Source organism: Winogradskyella marina, from assembly GCF_015645385.1.
Lineage (GTDB): Bacteria > Bacteroidota > Bacteroidia > Flavobacteriales > Flavobacteriaceae > Winogradskyella > Winogradskyella marina.
The window spans coordinates 198,230-219,791 of sequence record NZ_JADOET010000004.1 but is presented as its reverse complement, the minus strand read 5'-3'; the positions used below and the strand labels follow the sequence as shown (position 1 = coordinate 219,791).

Below are 21,562 nucleotides of genomic sequence, written 5' to 3'. Positions count from 1 at the left end.
AATTAACAAAATCGCAAAGCGTTAAGCAAAAATCTAATAGTTAATAACAATTCTTAATATCCACCGCTAAGCCTTTCAGAAGTTGAAATTTTTCCGTTTTTTTGCGGGTGATTTTTGCTTAAAAATTGACCTATGATTGTAAATACTGAATTAGAAAATAAAGGGAACTTATTTCCTTCAAAAATAATTGACTTTAAAAAAGACGTCGATAAACTTTACTTCACAGCAGACAATGATGTTATTTTAGAGTTAACTGTTGTTAGAGATAGTCTGCTTCGTTTTAGATATACTACTGTTGGAAACTTTAATAATGATTTTTCATATGCCATTACCCAATATGCAAGTATTGGCTACAACAAGTTAGAAATTGGCGAAACTAAGACTAGCTTTGAAGTTTTAACATCGAAATTGCGTTGTGAGATATCTAAGGAAGATATGAGAACTTCAATTTATGACGCCAAAGATGGAACATTAATAAACCATGATGAAAATGGTTTCCATTGGGAGGAAAGTTATGAACATGGTGGAAACATCGTTAAAATGAGTAAAGTTTCTAACGATGGCGAAAGTTATTATGGACTTGGTGATAAGCCAAACCATCTTAATCTTAAAGGGAAGCGTTTTAGTAACTGGGTAACCGATTCTTACGCCTACGGTAAAGACACCGATCCTATTTACAAAACCATTCCATTTTATACGGGTTTACATCATGGTAAAGCTTATGGTATTTTCTTTGATAACACATTTAAGTCGTCTTTCGATTTTGGACACGAACGTAGAAATGTAACCAGTTTCTGGGCACAGGGAGGCGAAATGAATTACTATTTCTTCTATGGCCCTAAAATGAACGATGTTGTAGAAAGTTATACGGATTTAACTGGAAAACCACATCATTTACCACCACTTTGGGCATTAGGTTTTCACCAATGTAAATGGAGTTATTACCCAGAAAGTAAAGTAAAAGAGATTACGTCAACATTTAGAAAACTTCAAATACCTTGTGATGCTATTTATTTAGACATCGATTATATGGAAGGGTTCCGTTGTTTCACTTGGAACAAAGCATATTTTCCTGATCCAAAACGCATGGTTAAAGAATTACTAGACGATGGTTTTAAAACGGTTGCTATTATAGATCCAGGTATTAAAATAGATAAAGAGTATTCCGTTTTTAAAGAAGCTTTAGAAAAAGATTATTTCTGTAAGCGTGCCGATGGTGATTATATGAAAGGTAAAGTATGGCCTGGAGAGTGTTATTTTCCAGATTTTACAAACCCAGAAGTAAGAGATTGGTGGTCTGGTCTATTCCAAGAACTTATTGAAGACGTAGGTATTAAAGGTGTTTGGAATGATATGAATGAGCCAGCCGTTATGGAAGTGCCAAATAAAACATTCCCAGACGATGTTCGTCATGATTACGACGGTAACCCTTGTAGTCATAGAAAGGCCCATAATATTTACGGTATGCAGATGGCGAGAGCAACGTACCAAGGACTTAAAAAATATTCATATCCAAAACGTCCTTTTGTTATCACACGTGCAGCTTATTCTGGTACACAACGTTACACATCAACTTGGACAGGAGATAATGTAGCAACTTGGGAACACCTTTGGATAGCTAACCTACAAGCACAGCGTATGGCAATGTCTGGTTTCTCATTTGTAGGAAGTGATATTGGTGGTTTTGCCGAGCAACCACAAGGAGAGTTATTTACACGTTGGATTCAATTAGGAATATTTCATCCATTTTTTAGAGTACACTCTTCAGGTGACCATGGAGATCAAGAACCTTGGGCTTTTGATGAAGATGTGACAGCTATTGTAAAGAAATTTATAGAAATTAGATATCAATTATTACCGTATTTATATACGGCATTTTGGAATTATACAGATCATGGCACACCATTATTAAAATCTTTGGTGTTGTATGATCAAGATGATGTGCAAACACATTATAGGACGGACGAATTTATTTTTGGCGAACAAATATTAGCGTGTCCGATTTTAGAACCAAATGCTAAAGGTCGAAGAATGTATATTCCTCGAGGAAATTGGTATAACTTTTGGACCGATGAGGTTGTAAAAGGTGGTAAAGAAATGTGGGTAGATGCGGATATTGACAGTATGCCCTTTTTTGTAAAAGAAGGAGCAATAATTCCTAAATACCCAATTCAGCAGTATGTTGGTGAAAAGGAAATCACAGAAATCACATTAGATGTGTACTATAAAGATGGGAAAGAAGAAAGTGATTTTTATAGTGATGCTAATGATGGTTTTGATTATACAAAAGGGCGATATAGTTTAAGAAACTTTAAACTTACAGGTAAAGGTAATGAGTTAATAATCAATCAACACAAAGAAGGTAAATTCATAACACCTTACAGTACTTTTAATATTCAATTTCATGGTTTACCATTCGATATAGTTGAGGTGCAGTTAGATAATGAAACTATAGCGCATAAAAGCTTAAGAGTTAATAATATAGAGTCTATTACTGTAGATAAAAACTTTTCTGAGCTACATTTAAAAGGAATTAAGTCACATTCTTAGTGACTATTTATTTAAATTAGTGTCAAATTAATAGTGTTAAACTTATCAATGGGTTTAATTTAAAACGTATACGTATGAAATTTAATAAAGTAGTGTTTAGTTTTTTGATTGTTGTTATCGTGGTATCGTGTGCAACAAATCCTTTTACAGGAAAAAAAACAATGGCATTTGTAAGTAACGATCAGTTATTTCCATCTGCATTTGCGCAGTACAATCAAGTGATGTCAGAAAGTAAAGTCATTACAGGTACAGCAGATTCTGAAATGATTAAACGTGTTGGTCAACGAATATCAGTTGCTGCAGAACGTTGGTTAAATGCAAATGGTCATCAAGGCTATTTAGAAGACTACAAATGGGAATATAACCTCATCGAGTCAGAACAAGTTAACGCATGGTGTATGCCTGGTGGAAAGATTGCGTTCTATACCGGAATTTTACCTGTAGCAGAAAACGAAACTGCAATTGCTGCAATTATGGGTCATGAAGTTGTTCATGCCTTAGCAAATCATGGGCAGCAACGTATGAGCGCGGCTTATGTACAACAAGGCTTGGCTGTCGTTGGTAATGTAGCATTAGCTAATGATGAGCAATCTTTAGGGATTTTCAATCAATCTTTTGGTATCGCCTCTAACGTTGCTGGTATCTTGCCTTTTAGTAGAGCACATGAAACAGAAGCAGATAAAGTTGGATTAATTATTATGGCTATTGCGGGTTATAATCCTGATGAAGCTCCTGAACTTTGGAAACGAATGAATGCAGCTAGTGGAGGACAAGCGCCACCAGAATTCTTAAGTTCGCATCCTGCAAACGAAACAAGAATTAAGAATTTACAAGAATTAGCACCAAATGCTAAAGCTGAAGCTAAAAAATTTGGTGTCACATCATTTAGACCAATAAACTAAGATTATAAATATATTTGTTTACTTTAGAAGCTGCTCAATTTGGGCAGCTTTTTTTATGATTTTTTTTTGATATCTATAAAAGATAATTAACCTGCATTTATGAGTGAATTTAAAAAAGGAAGTAAAAAACTTCTTAACGCCTGGGCGTTTTATGATTGGGCAAATTCAGTGTATACCTTAACGATTGCGTCTTCTATATTTCCTCTGTTTTATGCTTCATTATTTGAATCTAAAGAGACATTAGTATCTGCCTTTGGGTTTACAATGAAACAAGAAACATTAATTACAATTGTAACAGCGTTTACATTTTTAGTGGTTGCAGTTTTATCTCCAATTCTTTCGGGTATTTCGGATTATGTGGGTAATAAAAAGAATTTTATGAAGTTCTTTTGTTATGTAGGATCAATTGGCTGTATTGGATTATATTGGTTTAATCTTAGTTTTATTCACTTTAGTTTATTGTTCTATTTTATGGGCTTAATAGGTTATTGGGGAAGTTTGGTTTTTTATAATTCTTACCTTCCAGATATTGCTTTTGAAGACCAGCAAGACAGTATCAGTGCCAAAGGATTTTCAATGGGATATATAGGAAGTGTTCTTTTATTAGTTGTAAATTTAATTATGGTAATGACTCAAGAGGACGATGCTGATAAAATTGAAATGATGCGATATTCGTTTATTACTGTAGGAATTTGGTGGGCATTATTTAGTCAATATACATTTAGAATTTTACCAAATGGAGTCTCATCGGGTCATAAAGTAACTAAAGATGTTGTCTTTAATGGTTTTAAAGAATTAAAGGCTGTTTGGGTTCAGTTGAAGCAAAATTTAAGATTAAAACGCTACTTAAATGCCTTTTTTGTGTTTAGTATGGCTGTGCAAACCATTATGTTAATGGCAGTTTATTTTGGTGAAAAAGAAATTAATTGGGCTTCGGATGGTGAAAAAACTATTGGACTTATTGTTAGTATTTTAGTGATTCAGTTGGTTGCCATTCTTGGTGCTATTTTAACATCTCGGGCAGCTTCAAAATTTGGTAACATAAATTCACTTATCGCAATTAATTTTATGTGGATGTGCCTTTGTGTATATGCTTTTTTTATGAAATCTCCAATGCAATTTTATATAGCAGCGGGTTTAGTAGGCTTAGTAATGGGAGGGGTTCAGTCTTTAGGACGGTCAACGTATTCTAAATATTTACCTGAAACGGAAGATACTGCATCTTACTTTAGTTTTTATGATGTAGCAGAAAAAATAGGGATTGTTATCGGTATGTTCATTTTCGCTTTTGTATCTGAATATTCCTCAATGCGTTATGCTATTTTATTCTTATTTGTTTTCTTTTTAATAGGTATTATCCTTCTCTTTAGAGTTCCTAAAGAAGAATAAATAAGGTTTGTCTTAAATTGGTTGATGCGCAATCCATGTGAAGTCCTTTCAGTAACCGCTCATATTAAGTGTCTTGTTTTTGTGTCATAAGATTAGGATATTAATTACAGTAACATCAGAATAGAAGTTATTAAATCACTTTTAAGATTGAATTATAAAAAAGGACAAGTAAACCGCTTGTCCTTTTTTTTACATATATAATTATAAAATTTAATGACTTACACTTCCAGAACCTGAAATCTTGGTGTCTTTTTTTGTTGGATTACCAGAATATTTAACATCCCCAGATCCTGAAATACGTACCTTTAATTCGCCGTTACAATGTACGCTGATATCTCCTGATCCAGAAATTGTAGCGTCGACATTAGTGCTGTTTAAATCGTCACCATCAAAATCACCAGAACCTGCGATTGTTGTTGTTAAGTTCGTCGTTTTTCCTTTTAGTTCAATATCGCCTGAGCCTGCTAAAGTACTCTCTATAGTTTTGGATGCAATTTGTAAATCAATATCACCAGACCCAGCTAAGGACACTTTAAAATGGTTTGCTTCTATGATACCTGAGTTTTCTACATCACCTGAGCCAGCCAAAGATACTGCACTGATAGACTCATATGGTATGGTAATAACAATCGTTTCTGTTGGTTTTAAATTATACCCCTTTTTTATTTTCACTAATAAAGCATTGTTTTTTACTTCCGTAATAATATAAGGTATTAAATTAGAATCTCCTTTAATTGAGATGTCGCCTTCTTTTCCTTTTATGAGTTTGAAATCCATAGAACCAGCAGTATTTATAGCGTTGTAAGATGCCGTAGTTACTGTTGTAGTTATAATGTTGCCATCACCTTTAATTCTCTTTGATTTTCCCCATTGCGCAGATACTAAAGTGGTGCTTAATAGAAAGATTAACACCGTAATTGATTGTAGTAGTTTCATGATTTTTTGATTTTAATTGATTGATAAATTATTTCTTAGTTATTTTTAAAAGTTATGTTGCCATATTCAGACTCTATAAGCACAGCGTTGTTTGAGTTTGGTTTGCCGTGATAACCTACATATTTCTTTCCAAAATTATCAGTGTGTTTCTCTGTAAAGTGAAACCCATCAGATTCTCTTAAGGACCCAAATTCAATCTCAATATTAAAATCGAAATTATAATCACTATCAATGCCTACGGTAATACCAACAAACTCAGTGTCCATATTTATTTTTTTAGTGTTTGGTGTTAAGCGGTCTATTTTTATGGAACCATAATCTGCTTCTATTGTGGCTGTTTTGTAGATGGTGCCAAGTCGTAGCGCTAAATAATCGCCTTCTCCATCTAAATTGTTAATATTATCAATTTTAAGCGAACCATAATCACATTCATAAACGACATTTTCAGCAATTTCAATGACAGACGTTGTATAATCGGCTTCCAAATTTAAGTCTTTGACTTTCGCGATTGTAAACTCACTATAATCTGCTTCAATTGATGCGTTGTTTATATATTCAAAATAGCTGTTTTTTGTATAATCTAATCGTATGGTGTTAGATGTTCCCATGAGTTCTTTGGTGGTGACTTTACCATAATCACATTTTATATAGGCATTACCCTCAAGCTTGTCTAAATTGATGTAGCCATAATCGTTAAAGAGCTTTACGTTGTTTGTAATAGGCATCTTAACCAAGTAGTTAATTTCTATCTTTACATTGTTTCCTAATTTTTTATTCCACCAAGACGTATCATAACTGTTGCCGCCAATTGATGTAATTGCTGAAACTTTATGAGGTGCAGATTGCCAGGCAACATCTAATTCGTTCAATCTTTCGTTAACCTTGTTTTCATTATTACCATTTACTTTAATGGTGACTTGGACATCAATACGATTTTTGTCCCATGTAATAATATCAATATTTCCATATCTGCTGGTAATATTAAAGGTGGCATCAGCATTTACGTTGAAAGATTTTTTTAGCGTTTTTTGTTTTTCATGTTTTGCCGCTATAGGTGTCTCATTTGATGCTAGCAAAAGTGTAGGCATCAAGATTAGAAAAAAGCAGAGTTTATATAATGTTCTCATCGGAGTTGGATTTGTATTGTTTAACAGTTTCAATTTGTTCTAAAACGGTATTTAAAATGTCTATTCTGGTTTGAAAGTTAGAAATCATCGCATAAATAACACGTTGGTTTTTTCCGCTTTCGGTTAAATCTGTTTTTAATTTTTGGTAATCGGTTTCTAAAAGTTCTATTTGTACTAAAGCATCATTTATGATTTTGTTTGTTAAAGGTGAACGCGCTTTGTTGAGTTTCTTTAATTCATTTTCAATGGTAACCGTAAAAAAGTTTTGTGTTTCAGACATTTCTGGCGAAACATTGGCTAGATCTAAAGTTTTAGGTTCGTTTTGTAAGGTTGTATAAATGCTAAAACAGATGACCAATGATGCTGCAATTGCTAAATAAGGTTTCCAATTAAAACTAGTTTTCTTTTTACCTTTAGTAGAAGCTTCTTCACTTGCCTTCAACTTTTCTACAAACCTTTGTTTATGGTTGTATTGAGGGGTTTCAATATCAAACTGATCCTTCAAACCATCAAATAAGCTGTCTAAATTATCTTTTTCCATAATTATATTACTGCTAACTTTTTTCTTAAACTCTCTTTCGCTCGCGATATTAATGTTCTGCAATTGGCATAAGAGATATTCATAATCTCGCCAATTTCTTCGTAATCGTAACCTTCAATTAAATGCAGTGTAAGACTCAAATTGTAATTAGGTTTTAAAGTTTTCATAACATCTAAAATTTGTGTCACTTTCTCATTATGCTGTTCATGTTCCTCAATTCCGTCGTTACTGTTGTCTTCAACTTTATAGATAACCGTATCTAAAGGCACTTCATTATGCTTTGCCATTTTGTTGTAATAGCCAATACTATTGTTTATGACAATACGTTTTAACCATGCACCAAACATGTTGATGTCTTCTAACGTGTTTAATTTTGTAAAAGCCGTTAAAAAGGACTCTTGCATGATGTCTTCAGCCTTAAAAGAATCTTTTACAATTCTAAGGGCTGTATTATACATGGCTTTGTTATATCTGTTATAAATTTCCAACTGCGCACGTTGGTTTCCAGATTTACAAAGCTGTAATAACTGTTCGATATTTTGATTGGTTGATGTCAAAAAAAACAATTGCTTTTACTTATAGATGATGTTATTTTAGTATTGTTACAGTTGATATAAAAAAAAGTTATTTATTGAATGCTTTTCGTCAGTTCGAATGTTTTGAGAAGCATGAGCAAAATCTATAGAGAACATTTGCTAAGATGGCTTCTCGATACTTATTGATTCAATTATCATCGCATCAATTCACTCGAAGTGATGATCCTATTCAAAAAAAAAACAAAATACTTTTAGTAAATCAAAGGTAATGGCATAACAATTGAAATTACTGTAGTGTGAATAACTTTGGATATCTTATAACCCTTTGATGTTCAATGTGAAATTAATTATTAATACATTTAAACGAATGCTTTTTTGTTGTGATTAATGACAGAATGGCTCAAAATTATATATGGCGAAATCAAATTTTTTAAACTTAGACAATCTGTCATTTCAGGATTTTGATGAGAATTCAGAATTAATTCCATTAATGACGCCTGAAGATGAAGAAGCAATAAACAATGAATCTTTACCGGAATCTTTACCAATTTTACCGTTGCGTAATACGGTTTTATTTCCAGGGGTTGTAATTCCGATTACAGCAGGAAGAGATACATCTATAAAACTAATTAATGATGCTAATAAAGGCGGAAAAGTAATTGGTGTCGTATCTCAAAAAGATGAAGCGGTTGAAAATCCAACGGCAAAAGATATTTATAAAACAGGAACTGTAGCACGAATTTTAAAAGTGCTCAAAATGCCTGATGGTAATACAACCGTTATTATTCAAGGTAAAAAGCGATTTGCTATTAACGAGGTCGTTGCTGAAAAACCGTATCTAACGGCAACAATTTCCGCTATTTCCGAAGCAAAACCAGCGAAAGAAAATGAAGAATTTAGAGCAATTATAGATTCTATAAAGGATTTATCTTTAGACATTATTAAAGAAAGTCCAAACATTCCTACTGAAGCAAGTTTTGCAATTAAGAATATTGAAAGCGATTCATTCTTAGTCAACTTTGTGTCGTCTAACATGAATTTAAAAGTGGAGGAGAAGCAAGAACTATTAAAGATTAATGATCTAAAAGAACGCGCGCTTCAGACGTTGAAGTTCATGAATCTTGAGTATCAAAAGCTTGAGCTTAAAAATGATATTCAGTCTAAGGTTCAAAGTGATATGAACCAACAACAACGTGAATATTTCTTACACCAACAAATGAAAACCATTCAAGAAGAATTGGGTGGAGGTGTGTCTTCTGGCGAAGAAATAGAAGAGATGAAAACACGTGCTAAGAAAAAGAAATGGGACGATAAGGTTAAGACGCATTTTGAAAAAGAATTATCTAAAATGCAACGTATGAATCCTCAAGTGGCTGAGTATTCAATTCAACGTAATTATTTAGACCTGTTTTTAGATTTACCTTGGAATGAGTTTAGCAAAGATAAATTTGATTTAAAACGTGCACAGAAAATCTTAGACCGTGACCATTTTGGATTAGAGGATGTAAAAAAGCGAATCATTGAATATTTAGCGGTTTTAAAACTGAGAAACGATATGAAATCGCCAATTCTTTGTCTTTATGGACCTCCAGGTGTTGGTAAAACATCTTTAGGGAAATCTGTAGCAGAAGCATTAGGTAGAGAATATGTGCGAATTTCATTGGGTGGATTGCGCGATGAAGCAGAAATCCGTGGTCATAGAAAAACCTATATAGGCGCCATGCCAGGACGAATTATTCAAAGTTTAAAGAAAGCACAAACGTCTAATCCTGTGTTTGTTTTAGATGAAATCGATAAATTGTCAACTGGTAGTCAAGGTGATCCGTCTTCGGCAATGTTAGAAGTTTTAGATCCTGAGCAAAACAACGAGTTTTACGATAATTTCCTAGAAATGGGATACGATTTGTCTAAAGTGATGTTTATTGCAACGTCTAATAGCTTAAATACTATTCAGCCGGCACTAAGAGATCGTATGGAAATCATTAATGTCACAGGGTATACTATTGAAGAAAAAGTTGAAATTGCTAAGCGTCATTTATTACCAAAGCAATTAAAAGAGCATGGCTTAGATGCTAAAGCTTTAAAAATAGGAAAGCCGCAATTAGAAAAGATTGTTGAAGGTTACACGCGCGAATCTGGAGTTAGAGGCTTAGAAAAGCAAATAGCAAAAATGGTGCGTTATGCTGCCAAGAACATCGCTATGGAAGAAGATTATAATATTAAAATCTCTAATGACGATGTTATTGAAGTTCTTGGAAGTCCAAGATTAGAGCGCGATAAATACGAAAACAATGATGTTGCAGGTGTTGTAACGGGTTTGGCATGGACAAGTGTTGGAGGTGATATTTTATTTATTGAATCTATTTTATCTAAAGGAAAAGGCACTTTATCCATTACAGGAAACTTAGGAAAGGTTATGAAGGAGTCCGCAACTATTGCAATGGAATACATAAAAGCAAATGCAGATGAGTTTGGGATTAAACCTGAAGTTTTTGAGAAATATAATGTACATATTCACGTCCCAGAAGGAGCGACGCCAAAAGATGGTCCTAGTGCAGGTGTCACTATGTTAACTTCTTTAGTATCTTTGTTTACACAGCGTAAAGTTAAAAAGAGCTTAGCTATGACAGGTGAAATTACGTTAAGAGGTAAAGTATTACCTGTTGGTGGTATCAAAGAAAAAATCTTAGCAGCGAAACGTGCTCGTATTAAAGAGATTTTACTTTGTGAAGACAACCGTAGAGATATTGATGAAATTAAGCCAGAATATTTAAAAGGTTTAACGTTTCACTATGTAAAAGATATGAGCGATGTTTTAAAACTTGCGATTACAAAGCAAAAAGTACAAAATGCGAAAAGGCTATAAACTAATACTAACATTTTTAATAAGTTTTACTTCGTTGATGGGTAGTTATGCTCAAGACGAAGTAAAATTTAAAGATGTTATATTAGATGGAAAGCCTGCAAAATTGAATATTATTACTGGTGAAATTGCACCTGTAACACTAGAAACTAAGGGTGTTGAAAGTGAAGTTGTTGAAACCAAAATAGATTCGGTAGACACAAAACCTATTTTAGAAACGGATTCTAATATAATAAAGGCATCAGCAAATACCGAAACTAGTTCCGGTGCTGAATCTGATTTTCATATTGTAAAAGAAGGTGACAACTTATTTAAACTTTCCGTACAGTATAAGTCTAGTTTAAACGAATTAAAAAAAGCAAATCATTTAGAAACTACACTTATAAAAGTAGGGCAAAAGTTAAGAGTCCGAAATTTTGATAGCGTTAGTGAGGATAAAAACCCGTTAGTTTGGGTCGTTAAGAAAGGCGATAATTTATATAGAATCGCTATAGAAAAAGGAACAACCGTTAAAGCCCTTAAACAGATTAACGGTTTAAAGAGTGATGTTATAAAAATCGGTCAAAAGTTGAAATTACGTTAGAAAAATACAACTCTCAAAAAATAAAAAAATCATATCATCGTTTTAAGATAGATTTAGTTATTTTGCAAAATCTATGATTAAGAGGATTCTCACCTTTCTTGTAATGTTTTTTACACTACCAATGTTCGCACAATTGGGTGGTGAGGCGACCTATCAGTTTTTGAATTTAGTATCCTCACCAAGACAAGCGGCTTTAGGCGGAAAAATTATTACCAACTTTGATCATGATGTTACAGAAGCGCTGTACAATCCTGCATCGATAAATTATCAAATGAACAATCAGTTGGCTGTAAATTATGCTAACTACTTAGGAGGTATAAGCTACGGAACTGCTGCTTACGCCTATACTTGGGATAGACGAGTACAAACCTTTCATTTTGGCGTCACTTATATTAATTATGGCTCGTTTGACGGCTATGATTTAAACGGAAATTCTACAGGAAGTTTTAGTGGTAACGAAACAGCTATATCTGCTGGTTATAATTACAAAATTCCGTACACCGATTTTTATGTTGGTGCTAATGTTAAAGTCATTACATCTGCATTAGAGCAATATAATTCCATAGGAGGAGCATTAGATTTTGGAGCCATGTATATTAATGAAAAACTCGATTTTCATGCGGCGTTAACCATTAGAAATGTAGGGACACAATTTTCAACGTATGCAGGACAAAACGAACCGTTGCCCTTAGAGGTTAATTTCGGAATGTCTCAAACGCTAGAAAATGTCCCTTTACGTTGGCATCTTACTTTAGAAAATTTACAAAAATGGCCCATTGGTGTTTCTAATCCAGCTAGAGCAACTACAGATTTAGATGGCAACCAAACGGAAGAAAAAGTTGGTTTTTTGAATAAAGGATTACGGCACTTAATTTTAGGTGCGGAAATTTTTCCTGAAGGTGGTTTTAATATTAGATTAGGTTATAATTTTAGACGAGCAGAGGAATTACGAATTGTAGACCAGAGAAACTTTTCGGGCCTTTCAGTAGGTGTCGGAATTAAACTAAACAAAATGCGTTTTAATTATACGCATGCAAGATATTCAGGAGCTTCAAATACAAGTTTTTTCGGACTTCAAATAGATTTAGACGGTAGAAGACGATATTAAGTCGTTCTGTTCTTACTATGATAAAGTCATTTTTGAATTTATGAAAAGACTCGAATTTCATTTATTTAAGAAGAACCTGAAAATTTTTAAAATAGGTTGATACGTTAGAATTGTCCCCTTGAGGGGACTTTAGGAGTGTTTTCAATACGTTTAAAGAAAGAAAAGAAATAGTAATATTAAGTTAGACAATTAAGAAAACGATGTTGTTTTAACGACATATGAAGTCAGAAAAATAAAGATTCCCTCCCGATAGCTATTGAGATTCAAAAGGGATTACTTACTGAATTAAATTCAGCATAAAATGAAAAAAATAATTATTGCCATAGACGGATTTTCATCCACAGGAAAAAGTACAGTTGCAAAATTACTAGCTAAAAGCCTGAATTATATATATGTAGATACAGGAGCCATGTATAGAGCTGTGACGTATTTTGCCTTAGAAAACGATTTAATTGGCGACGGTTTTTTTAAAGAAGAAGCTTTAATCGATAGGTTAGAAGACATAAGTATTAATTTTAAGTTTAATAAAGAAGCTGGTTTTGCTGAAGTCTATTTAAACGGAAACAATATTGAAGCTGATATTAGAACACTTCGCGTATCTAAATTTGTAAGTCCTGTGGCAACTTTGTCTGAGGTTAGACGAAAATTAGTTGAGCAACAACAGCTTATGGGAAGAGGCAAAGGCATCGTTATGGATGGTCGAGATATTGGAACGGTCGTTTTTCCAGATGCAGAATTAAAAATCTTTATGACGGCTTCGGCAGAAACCAGAGCCAAACGTCGTTACAAAGAATTAATAGATCGTGGTCATAAGCTGAGTTATGAAGATGTTTTAGAAAATGTAACAACACGAGACCATATTGATTCTACACGAGAGGATTCCCCTTTAGTAAAAGCAGAGGATGCTATTGAAATCGATAATTCTGATTTAACTATTGAAGCGCAGTTGGAGACGATTATTGGTATGGCTCAAAAAATTATTGAAAATTAAAAAAGCGATAAACACAAGGCTTATCGCTAATTTAGAAGTCTTTAAAATATATGTTTAAACATATTTAAATATACAATTTTTTTTAAAATTAAAGATTAGGAATTACTAATTCCTGATCTGGGTGAATCACATCCGGATTTTTAAGGATATCAGTATTAGCAGCAAAGATTTCTTTATACTTCATAGCATCGCCATAATACTGCTTAGCAATTTTACCTAAAGTTTCACCAGATGAAACCGTATGTCTTGCATAAACAGATTCGTCTTCAACTTTAATGTCAGCCATAATATCTGCAGGCTCATCTCCACCAATTTCTTTAATTTTATCCCAAATTAAGTTCTTATCGTATTGTGTAGCCGCTGTACCTTTTACTTGAAGTACACCGTCTTTTTCACTAACATCTCCGTTTTGGATATTTAGTTGTTCTCCTAAATCTAAAACACCTTGATATTTTGCTTTAATCATTTTTTTAAGTTTTTAATTGTTAATAGTATTGTAAAGATACCAATTTAAGTAATAACCTTAATAAGGCATAGCATTAAATTGATAGCTTATATATAAGACACCAAATATATTTTTAGGTCACATAATATAGTGTTTGGTTTTCAGGAGAATAAATAGTACTTTTGCACTCCTTTTTAGCGATGTTAAGAAAGTAAGGAAAGGAACAAAACAAATTTAATAATAACTTCTGTACGTTTTTCGCTAAACTTTTAAAAAACACAGAATACAAATTTTAATTCAGCACATGTCTGAAAAAGAAACAAAACAAGCTGAGGTTGAAGCAACTGACGCAGTAACAGTAGAGGCTCCTGTAGTATCTGAAGCTCAAGCAAATCCAGAAAAATTCTTAAAGGAGTTCGATTGGCACAATTACGAAGAAGGAATTGAGCAAGTTGCGGACACTAAATTAGAAGAGTTTGAAAAGTTAGTATCTGAAAATTTCGTTGACACTTTAGATGACGAAGTAGTAGAAGGTACAGTTATCACAATCACAGATCGTGATGCAATTATTGACATTAACGCTAAATCTGAAGGTGTAATTTCTCTTAATGAGTTCCGTTACAATCCAGATCTTAAAGTTGGTGACAAAGTAGAAGTATTAATTGATGTGCGTGAAGATGCAACTGGTCAATTAGTATTATCACACAGAAAAGCGAGAGTAATCAAAGCATGGGATCGTGTAAACAATGCACACGATACTGGCGAAATCGTTAACGGTTTTGTAAAATGCAGAACTAAAGGTGGTATGATCGTAGATGTATTTGGTATAGAAGCTTTCTTACCAGGTTCTCAAATCGATGTGAAGCCTATTAGAGATTACGATCAGTATGTAAATAAAACTATGGAATTTAAAGTTGTGAAAATCAACCACGAATTCAAAAACATAGTTGTTTCTCATAAAGCTTTAATTGAAGCTGATATTGAAGAACAAAAGAAAGAAATCATTGGTCAACTAGAAAAAGGACAAGTCTTAGAAGGTATTGTGAAAAACATTACGTCTTATGGTGTGTTTATTGATTTAGGTGGTGTAGATGGTTTAGTTCACATTACAGATTTATCTTGGTCACGTATCAACCATCCAAATGAGATTGTTGAGTTAGATCAGAAATTAAATGTTGTAATCCTTGATTTTGATGAAAACAAATCAAGAATCCAATTAGGTCTTAAACAATTATCTAAACATCCTTGGGAAGCTTTAGGTGAAGACGTAAAAGTTGGAGATAAAGTAAAAGGTAAAGTAGTGGTTATCGCTGATTACGGTGCTTTTGTTGAAGTAGAAGAAGGTGTAGAAGGCTTAGTTCACGTAAGTGAAATGTCTTGGTCAACGCATTTACGTTCAGCTCAAGATTTCGTAAACGTTGGTGATGAAATTGATGCAGTTATCTTAACTTTAGATAGAGAAGACAGAAAAATGTCTCTTGGTATTAAGCAATTAACACCAGATCCATGGACTGACATCACTACGAAGTATCCTGTAGGTTCTAAGCATTCAGGTATTGTACGTAACTTTACAAACTTTGGTGTGTTTGTTGAATTAGAAGAAGGTATCGACGGATTAATTTATATCTCAGATTTATCTTGGACTAAGAAAATTAAGCATCCATCTGAGTTCTGTAACGTAGGTGATACTTTAGACGTAGTAGTATTAGAGTTAGACGTTGAAGGTCGTAAATTATCTTTAGGTCATAAACAAACTGAGGAAAACCCTTGGGACAAATACGAAACTGAATTTGCATTAGGTACAACGCACAAAGCTGCTATCACTGAGATGGTAGATAAAGGAGCGACAATTGATTTTAACGAAGATATCGTTGCATTTGTACCAGCACGTCATTTAGAGAAAGAAGATGGTTCTAAACTTGCTAAAGGTGAAGAAGCAGAATTCAAGATCATTGAATTTAATAAAGAATTCAAACGTGTTGTAGCATCTCATACAGCAGTATTTAGAGAAGAAGAAGCTAAAATCGTTAAGCAAGCTGTTAGAAAACAGGAAGCTCAAGCGGCAGAAGCTAAACCAACTTTAGGTGATGCAAATGATGCTTTACAAGCACTTAAAGATAAAATGGACGGGAAATAATCTCATCTCATTAATCTATATTATAAAGCCTCTCGATATTCGAGAGGCTTTTTTTTTATTTCTATTATTTTGAAAAATGAATACATTAAAATACGTTGTAGTAATTGTTATTCCTTTCGTAGCAGGTGTTATACGATATCAACCGTTTTGGGAAATATCTTTAGATGCAGTTCAAGCCGAAAATGTGGACTTAATAAGTAATAAGGATTCAGATCAATTTATGTCAAAATTAATATTTGTACTTTAAACTGGCTTTATCTCTATTCTTTATTTAATTATTCAGAAAATTAAAATACTTCCACTTATTACAAAAGGAATTTATTTATTGTTGGTTTTGGAATTCTATTCTGGGGTTTTAGAGTAGTTTATATTTCTGAAAAATTACCGTTGATCTCGAGTTTTGATGTATGAGAAGGCATTAAACCTAGCTTTCCAATTAATAGCTTCCATTTTGAATATTATCTGTTTTTAGGATTTTTATTTGGTACCTTAATTAGTATTTTAATATTCAGTTTAAAAAAGAAAAAGGCATAGCAAATGTCTAAACTATTATATCGTCATCTAAAATCTATATAGTTAGTTAGCGTTATTATCCGTAAGAGTAAGCCTTGGAATTTAGTTGTTGTAATTTGAGATTTTATAGTAAATTTCTAAAGTATAATAGAGATAACTCTTAATATTTAGCCGATTTTCCATTAGACAATGAATTCGCAATAAATTCTCGTAAATCATCATTTGCTTTAATGAGGTCTTCATTCCTTAAATACATCATATGTCCACTTCTGTAGCCTTTAAAAGAGAATCTGTCTTTCATTTTTCCACTAGGATCTACTTGCCATTGCGAATACTTTGCTGCAAAATACGTAGTTGCACCATCGTAATACCCAGACTGCGTTAATACTTTTAAATAAGGGTTTTGTGCCATGGCTTGGCGTAAATCATCTCTAGTAGTATCATTTGAATTATCCCAGCGACCAGTATTTCCAAAGACATTATATTTTACATCGGTTTTAAAGCCTAATTCATTTTGAATATAATAATTAATTGCAGGTGTGAATGAATGTAACCAAGACGTGAGTTCTGCGCTGTAATCTGGACGTGTTCCAGTTTCAACTTTATCAATTCCAATATATCTCGAATCTAAGCGTCCAATAGTTTCACCCGTTTTATCGCGTAGGAGTTCTTTCCAGAAAAACCGTGTCGGAACATCTAAATTTTGTTGTAAAATCACCTTTTCAGATAAACCAGAATAATAACTCATCTGTTTGGCAATTGCGTTCTTTTCGGCATCTAAAATAGATCCACCCTTAGCAATAGCAGGCATTAAATCGTTAATGGCAAAATGTTCTACTTCTGGTAATATCTCTAATAAATCTTTGTCTTGAAGCGCTGGTGGAAGCATGTTGTGATACCATGCTGCCGCTGTATAATAAGGTAAATTTAAACTAGACGATAATGGACCTCCAACACGAAGCACTTTATAATCTGCAGGAGATACTAAAATAACCCCATTAAGGTACATCCATTGACTGTTTTGAAGTTCTAAAGACAGACCCATTACTCGTGTGCCTCCATAACTTTCTCCAATAATGTATTTTGGAGATTGCCATTTATTATGTCTTGTGGTAAAGGTATTCATCCAACTGGCGAGATATTTAATGTCTGCGTTTATACCAAAAAACAATTTGTTGTCTGGCATTTTGCCATCTTTATCCGCCACTTTTCTAGAATAGCCTGTGTTTACAGGGTTTATAAAAACAATATCGGCAACATCTAAAATAGAGTTTGGATTGTCTTTTACACCATAAGGTTGCGTTGGATAACCTTCGTCATCTATATTTAGAACCTTTGGTCCTGTGTAAGCAATATGCATCCAAAGGGACGCAGAACCTGGACCACCATTAAAAGAGTAAATAATTGGTCTGTTGCTGTTTTTTGTGTCGTTTGTACGTTTGTAATAGGTATAGTAAAGCGAAGCAATCATTTTACCTTGTGAATCCCAAACGGGCTGGAATCCGGTTTCAGCTTCATACGTTATTTGCTTTCCTTTTATGGTAACAGAATGTTCAGTAACATAGGCTGTATCTACAGGGATTTTTAAATCTTGAGCGAAGCTGAATGTAAAGCAAAGTAGAAGTACGAGAGTAAAATGATATTTCATTTGAGTTGGATTTTTATTTGAAAAGCTTAAAGATACTAAAATGAAACCTGAATTTAGAACTCTTGAATAGTCCTAAATAAAAAGTTTATTTTGTTGGATATTAATTCTAATGACAGAACACCTTAACCATTATAAACCTGATTTTCTTGCTCTGCAACACGAATAAACGTGGTGCGCTTGGTTAACTCTTTTAAACGTTGTGCTCCGACATAAGTACAGGTACTTCGTAATCCTCCTAAAATATCTTGAAGCGTATTTGCAACATCACCTTTGTATGGTACTTCAACGGTTTTACCTTCACTAGCTCTGTATTCTGCGACTCCACCAACATATTTATCCATAGCAGTTGCAGAACTCATACCGTAAAATTGTTTGTATTGTTCTCCGTTTCTAGTAATTAGCTCTCCACCACTTTCAGTATGCCCAGCAAACATACCACCAAGCATTACAAAGTCAGCACCTGCGCCAAATGCTTTAGCAATGTCACCAGGAGTGGAGCAGCCACCATCGCTAATAATCTGTCCTCCTAAGCCATGAGCTGCATCTGCGCATTCTATTATAGCCGATAATTGCGGATAACCGACGCCAGTTTTTACACGTGTTGTACATACGCTTCCAGGACCAATACCAACTTTTACAATGTCGGCTCCAGAGAGTAGTAATTGCTCCACCATTTCACCAGTTACAACATTGCCAGCGATAATAACCTTATCAGGATATTGATTTCGTGTTTGCTGTAAAAAGTCTACAAAATGTTCTGAATACCCATTAGCAACATCAATACAAATGAATTTTAATTCAGGATGACTTTTAAAAACCGTTTTAAGTTTTTCTGAATCCTCCTTGCCAGTTCCTGTACTTATTGCGATATAGTTTATTATGTCCTTAGGAGCTGAATTTAAAAAGCTGTCCCATTGAGCTGTTGTATAATGCTTATGTATCGCAGTAAATAGTTTTTGTTTAGCTAATACTAAGGCCATTTCAAAAGTCCCAACGGTATCCATATTGGCAGCCATTATAGGAACGCCATTCCAAGTTGCTGTGCTATTTAAAAATGTAAAATTACGTTCTAATGTCACTTGGGATCTGCTTTTTAGTGTAGAGCGTTTTGGGCGAATCATGACATCTTTAAAGCCTAATTTAATATCATTTTCAATATACATGTTTGGATAAAATTTGGTTATACTCAAAAATACAAGTTATTAAAAAAAAGGACGTTTACATTTGTACGTGTCTTATGATGTTTTATTAACAATTGTTTATAGTAGAAGTGTTAGCGTAGATTAATGTTGAACATCCTAACTGTGTTACATATTAACTAATGTCAAAAGAATTCTGTATTTAAATATTCTTGAAAACACGAGGTGTCATATAAACTTAGAAGCCTTCAAAAACACCCAATCCAAATAAAGCAAAGTCGTATTTTACGGGATCTTTTACGTCTAGTTTTCTTAAGGCTTTATCTAATTCGGCTAAAGCTTTTCCATCATTTTGCTTGCGTTTGAGTAAACCTAATTTTCTGGCCACATTACCAGAATGTACATCCAATGGACAGCTTAATTGCGATGGAGATAGTGATTTCCAGATGCCAAAATCGACACCATTGTTGTCATTACGGACCATCCAGCGTAGATACATATTAATGCGCTTCGCTGCCGAATTTTTGAGAGGATCGCTCACATGTTTTTGTGTTCGACCTAAATGCGGAATTTCAAAAAATATGGTTTTAAACTGATGAATGCTATTTTGGAGAGAATCTTTTTCGGCATGTTTTAAAAATACAGGTTCTAAACCATTATGATTTTTGTAGATGTGTTGTAGACTTTTTATAAACTGCATAAAATCATCACCATTAAATGTGCGATGTACAAAAGGACTCAACTTTTCTAAATCAGATTCTTGGTGTTGCATAATAAACTCAAAAGGGGAGTAGTCCAACAACTCAACCATTCGATTGGCATTTTTTATAATACTTTTTCTGTTTCCCCATGCAATAGTCGCAGTTAAAAAAGCCGCAATTTCAATATCTTCTTTTTTAGAAAATTGATGTGGGATTTGAATTGGGTCGCTCTCAATAAATTTTGGGTTGTTGTAGAGATTGACTTTTTCGTTTAAAAAATCTTTAAGTTCTGATGTTTTGAATTTCAATAGTAATGGTCTTTAGACTGCAAATTTATGATATTGATTATGTAATTCAATACTAAAGCTCCGTCTTAAGAGATACAATTGGATGTTATAGGAGCGCGATAAGCCGGGAAATATCCTGCATTCAAATTCTCGTGATCTATTGATGTTCCTAAATGATTTTCTGTCAGTGCGATATAGTTCTCTTCATCAACAATATGTTTCCAGATTTTAAAGGATTTAAAATCTTTAGAAAATCCACGCTTAAACCTGAACAAAGAATCTTCTTTACTTCCTCTTCCTCCACCAAGATTTAAATATCTAAAACCGTCCAAGGTAGATTGAATTCGCTTTTCGTCGATAATTAACTTAATAGGGTTGAGTTCAAAATAATCTTCGTTTAGACCTGATAAATGATATTGAACGATGTCTCCTGTTTTTATAAAAATAGCACCTGCTATATCCTCTTGGGTTTCGTTGAGTCTACAGAGTAATAACTTAGCGTCAATATCGTCACTCGTTAAAAGTTGATGAAAATAATCTGTACTAAAAAAGTAACTGTCGTCCGCGTCTACGCGTTTCATGTTTTCTGTATATAATTGAATAAAAGATTCAAGATGCTCATCTACATTGCCTTCAATTACAGTACAAAGTTTGCGTGATTTATTTAAATATGTTTTTAGTCTTCTATTGTATGATGCTCTTTGGTCTTTTAAGGGTTTATTCAAATCTATATAAACCACTTTACCAAGGGATTCCATATGTCCTAATCCTTCTAAAACAGATTCTTTTTCATCCATAAAAGGATGCAGTCTAGAAAAGACGGCAATAATTTTATTGTCCTTAAAAAAGGAATTGAGTGATTTATGAAATTTTATGAAGTCAAACTGCTCATCTAAATTAATAGTTAGTGGTCCTGCATATCCATAAACAGATGTAACATCTTTATAGCTAGAGTTTTTTATTTTTCTGAGAAGGAAAGGTATAGCAACTGTAGTATTACCATCCTTATATGCTAAGAGAATTGGCTCTTCATCTATTTTTTTTGAAAGTTGATGGTAGTCATACGTATGATAAAAATCGGCATGCTCTACCTGAGAGACAAGTGTTCTCCATTCATCTTTATTTTTAAGGACTTCAATCAATTTGGTTAGGTTTTAAGATTTAAG

General features: G+C 33.5%; 17 protein-coding genes. 8 read left to right on the top strand and 9 right to left on the bottom strand.

The annotated features are described in order from the left end of the window. Positions 1 to 132: 132 nt before the first annotated feature. From ITJ86_RS07210 to ITJ86_RS07200, 3 genes are all read left to right on the top strand, one after another. A complete protein-coding gene (locus ITJ86_RS07210) occupies positions 133 to 2,550 on the top strand; it encodes a glycoside hydrolase family 31 protein (RefSeq protein WP_195870953.1) in 2,418 nt (805 codons plus the stop codon). 74 nt (positions 2,551 to 2,624) lie between these two features. Then, positions 2,625 to 3,452, top strand: coding sequence for a M48 family metallopeptidase (locus ITJ86_RS07205; protein ID WP_195870952.1), 828 nt, complete (start codon positions 2,625 to 2,627; stop codon positions 3,450 to 3,452). 99 nt (positions 3,453 to 3,551) lie between these two features. Continuing rightward, complete coding sequence (locus ITJ86_RS07200; protein ID WP_195870951.1) at positions 3,552 to 4,841, top strand: MFS transporter; 1,290 nt, start codon at positions 3,552 to 3,554, stop codon at positions 4,839 to 4,841. A 210-nt stretch (positions 4,842 to 5,051) separates the two neighbouring features. Here ITJ86_RS07200 and ITJ86_RS07195 read toward each other — a convergent pair whose 3' ends face one another. From ITJ86_RS07195 to ITJ86_RS07180, 4 genes are read right to left on the bottom strand one after another with little or no spacing between them, the layout of a single operon-like run. Then, complete coding sequence (locus ITJ86_RS07195) at positions 5,052 to 5,777, bottom strand: head GIN domain-containing protein (RefSeq protein ID WP_195870950.1); 726 nt, start codon at positions 5,775 to 5,777, stop codon at positions 5,052 to 5,054. A 35-nt stretch (positions 5,778 to 5,812) separates the two neighbouring features. After that, positions 5,813 to 6,865 carry a hypothetical protein gene (locus tag ITJ86_RS07190; protein WP_230080245.1) on the bottom strand — a complete coding sequence of 351 codons (1,053 nt, stop codon included), beginning with the start codon at positions 6,863 to 6,865 and terminating at the stop codon, positions 5,813 to 5,815. 22 nt (positions 6,866 to 6,887) lie between these two features. Beyond that, a complete protein-coding gene (locus tag ITJ86_RS07185) occupies positions 6,888 to 7,445 on the bottom strand; it encodes a hypothetical protein (RefSeq protein ID WP_195870948.1) in 558 nt (185 codons plus the stop codon). Between the two features lie 2 nt (positions 7,446 to 7,447). Continuing rightward, a complete protein-coding gene (locus ITJ86_RS07180; RefSeq protein ID WP_195870947.1) occupies positions 7,448 to 8,002 on the bottom strand; it encodes an RNA polymerase sigma factor in 555 nt (184 codons plus the stop codon). A 391-nt stretch (positions 8,003 to 8,393) separates the two neighbouring features. Here ITJ86_RS07180 and lon point away from each other — a divergent pair, with 391 nt between their 5' ends. The 4 genes from lon (at position 8,394) to cmk (ending at position 13,526) form a co-directional block, all read left to right on the top strand. Then, positions 8,394 to 10,847 carry an endopeptidase La gene (lon, locus tag ITJ86_RS07175; RefSeq protein WP_195870946.1) on the top strand — a complete coding sequence of 818 codons (2,454 nt, stop codon included), beginning with the start codon at positions 8,394 to 8,396 and terminating at the stop codon, positions 10,845 to 10,847. Beyond that, positions 10,831 to 11,427, top strand: a complete 597-nt coding sequence (locus ITJ86_RS07170) for a LysM peptidoglycan-binding domain-containing protein (RefSeq protein WP_195870945.1) — start codon at positions 10,831 to 10,833, stop codon at positions 11,425 to 11,427. The genes lon and ITJ86_RS07170 overlap by 17 nt, the downstream gene beginning before the upstream one ends. 73 nt (positions 11,428 to 11,500) lie before the next feature. After that, positions 11,501 to 12,535, top strand: a complete 1,035-nt coding sequence (gene porQ / locus ITJ86_RS07165; RefSeq protein ID WP_195870944.1) for a type IX secretion system protein PorQ — start codon at positions 11,501 to 11,503, stop codon at positions 12,533 to 12,535. 301 nt (positions 12,536 to 12,836) lie between these two features. Further along, entirely contained in the window at positions 12,837 to 13,526 is a 690-nt protein-coding gene (cmk, locus tag ITJ86_RS07160; protein ID WP_195870943.1) for a (d)CMP kinase, read from the top strand. Between the two features lie 88 nt (positions 13,527 to 13,614). On the opposite strand, the gene ITJ86_RS07155 is transcribed toward cmk, so the two are convergent. After that, entirely contained in the window at positions 13,615 to 13,992 is a 378-nt protein-coding gene (locus tag ITJ86_RS07155) for a LysM peptidoglycan-binding domain-containing protein (RefSeq protein ID WP_195870942.1), read from the bottom strand. A gap of 283 nt (positions 13,993 to 14,275) precedes the next feature. Here ITJ86_RS07155 and rpsA point away from each other — a divergent pair, with 283 nt between their 5' ends. Then, positions 14,276 to 16,108: a 30S ribosomal protein S1 gene (gene rpsA / locus ITJ86_RS07150; RefSeq protein ID WP_195870941.1), complete on the top strand. Its 1,833-nt coding sequence runs from the start codon at positions 14,276 to 14,278 to the stop codon at positions 16,106 to 16,108. 673 nt (positions 16,109 to 16,781) lie between these two features. Here rpsA and ITJ86_RS07145 read toward each other — a convergent pair. The 4 genes from ITJ86_RS07145 to ITJ86_RS07130 form a co-directional block, all read right to left on the bottom strand. After that, positions 16,782 to 18,269, bottom strand: coding sequence for a S10 family peptidase (locus tag ITJ86_RS07145; RefSeq protein ID WP_195870940.1), 1,488 nt, complete (start codon positions 18,267 to 18,269; stop codon positions 16,782 to 16,784). Positions 18,270 to 18,391: 122 nt separating this feature from the next. Then, entirely contained in the window at positions 18,392 to 19,432 is a 1,041-nt protein-coding gene (locus tag ITJ86_RS07140) for a GMP reductase (RefSeq protein WP_195870977.1), read from the bottom strand. Between the two features lie 214 nt (positions 19,433 to 19,646). After that, the gene (locus tag ITJ86_RS07135) at positions 19,647 to 20,417 is read right to left on the bottom strand and encodes a TIGR02757 family protein (RefSeq protein ID WP_195870939.1); all 771 of its coding nucleotides are present in this window, start codon (positions 20,415 to 20,417) and stop codon (positions 19,647 to 19,649) included. A 65-nt stretch (positions 20,418 to 20,482) separates the two neighbouring features. Then, the gene (locus tag ITJ86_RS07130; protein ID WP_195870938.1) at positions 20,483 to 21,538 is read right to left on the bottom strand and encodes a GNAT family N-acetyltransferase; all 1,056 of its coding nucleotides are present in this window, start codon (positions 21,536 to 21,538) and stop codon (positions 20,483 to 20,485) included. Between the last annotated feature and the right edge of the window lie 24 nt (positions 21,539 to 21,562).

What these genes read in the sequence shown, in the direction of transcription:
- ITJ86_RS07210 (WP_195870953.1), top strand. Translation starts at nt 133, where the DNA reads ATGATTGTAAATACTGAATTAGAAAATAAAGGGAACTTATTTCCTTCA.
- ITJ86_RS07205 (WP_195870952.1), top strand. Translation starts at nt 2,625, where the DNA reads ATGAAATTTAATAAAGTAGTGTTTAGTTTTTTGATTGTTGTTATCGTG.
- lon (WP_195870946.1), top strand. Translation starts at nt 8,394, where the DNA reads ATGGCGAAATCAAATTTTTTAAACTTAGACAATCTGTCATTTCAGGAT.
- ITJ86_RS07145 (WP_195870940.1), bottom strand. Translation starts at nt 18,269, where the DNA reads ATGAAATATCATTTTACTCTCGTACTTCTACTTTGCTTTACATTCAGC.
- ITJ86_RS07190 (WP_230080245.1), bottom strand. Translation starts at nt 6,865, where the DNA reads ATGCCTACACTTTTGCTAGCATCAAATGAGACACCTATAGCGGCAAAA.
- ITJ86_RS07185 (WP_195870948.1), bottom strand. Translation starts at nt 7,445, where the DNA reads ATGGAAAAAGATAATTTAGACAGCTTATTTGATGGTTTGAAGGATCAG.
- rpsA (WP_195870941.1), top strand. Translation starts at nt 14,276, where the DNA reads ATGTCTGAAAAAGAAACAAAACAAGCTGAGGTTGAAGCAACTGACGCA.
- ITJ86_RS07170 (WP_195870945.1), top strand. Translation starts at nt 10,831, where the DNA reads ATGCGAAAAGGCTATAAACTAATACTAACATTTTTAATAAGTTTTACT.
- ITJ86_RS07200 (WP_195870951.1), top strand. Translation starts at nt 3,552, where the DNA reads ATGAGTGAATTTAAAAAAGGAAGTAAAAAACTTCTTAACGCCTGGGCG.
- ITJ86_RS07155 (WP_195870942.1), bottom strand. Translation starts at nt 13,992, where the DNA reads ATGATTAAAGCAAAATATCAAGGTGTTTTAGATTTAGGAGAACAACTA.
- porQ (WP_195870944.1), top strand. Translation starts at nt 11,501, where the DNA reads ATGATTAAGAGGATTCTCACCTTTCTTGTAATGTTTTTTACACTACCA.
- cmk (WP_195870943.1), top strand. Translation starts at nt 12,837, where the DNA reads ATGAAAAAAATAATTATTGCCATAGACGGATTTTCATCCACAGGAAAA.
- ITJ86_RS07195 (WP_195870950.1), bottom strand. Translation starts at nt 5,777, where the DNA reads ATGAAACTACTACAATCAATTACGGTGTTAATCTTTCTATTAAGCACC.
- ITJ86_RS07140 (WP_195870977.1), bottom strand. Translation starts at nt 19,432, where the DNA reads ATGTATATTGAAAATGATATTAAATTAGGCTTTAAAGATGTCATGATT.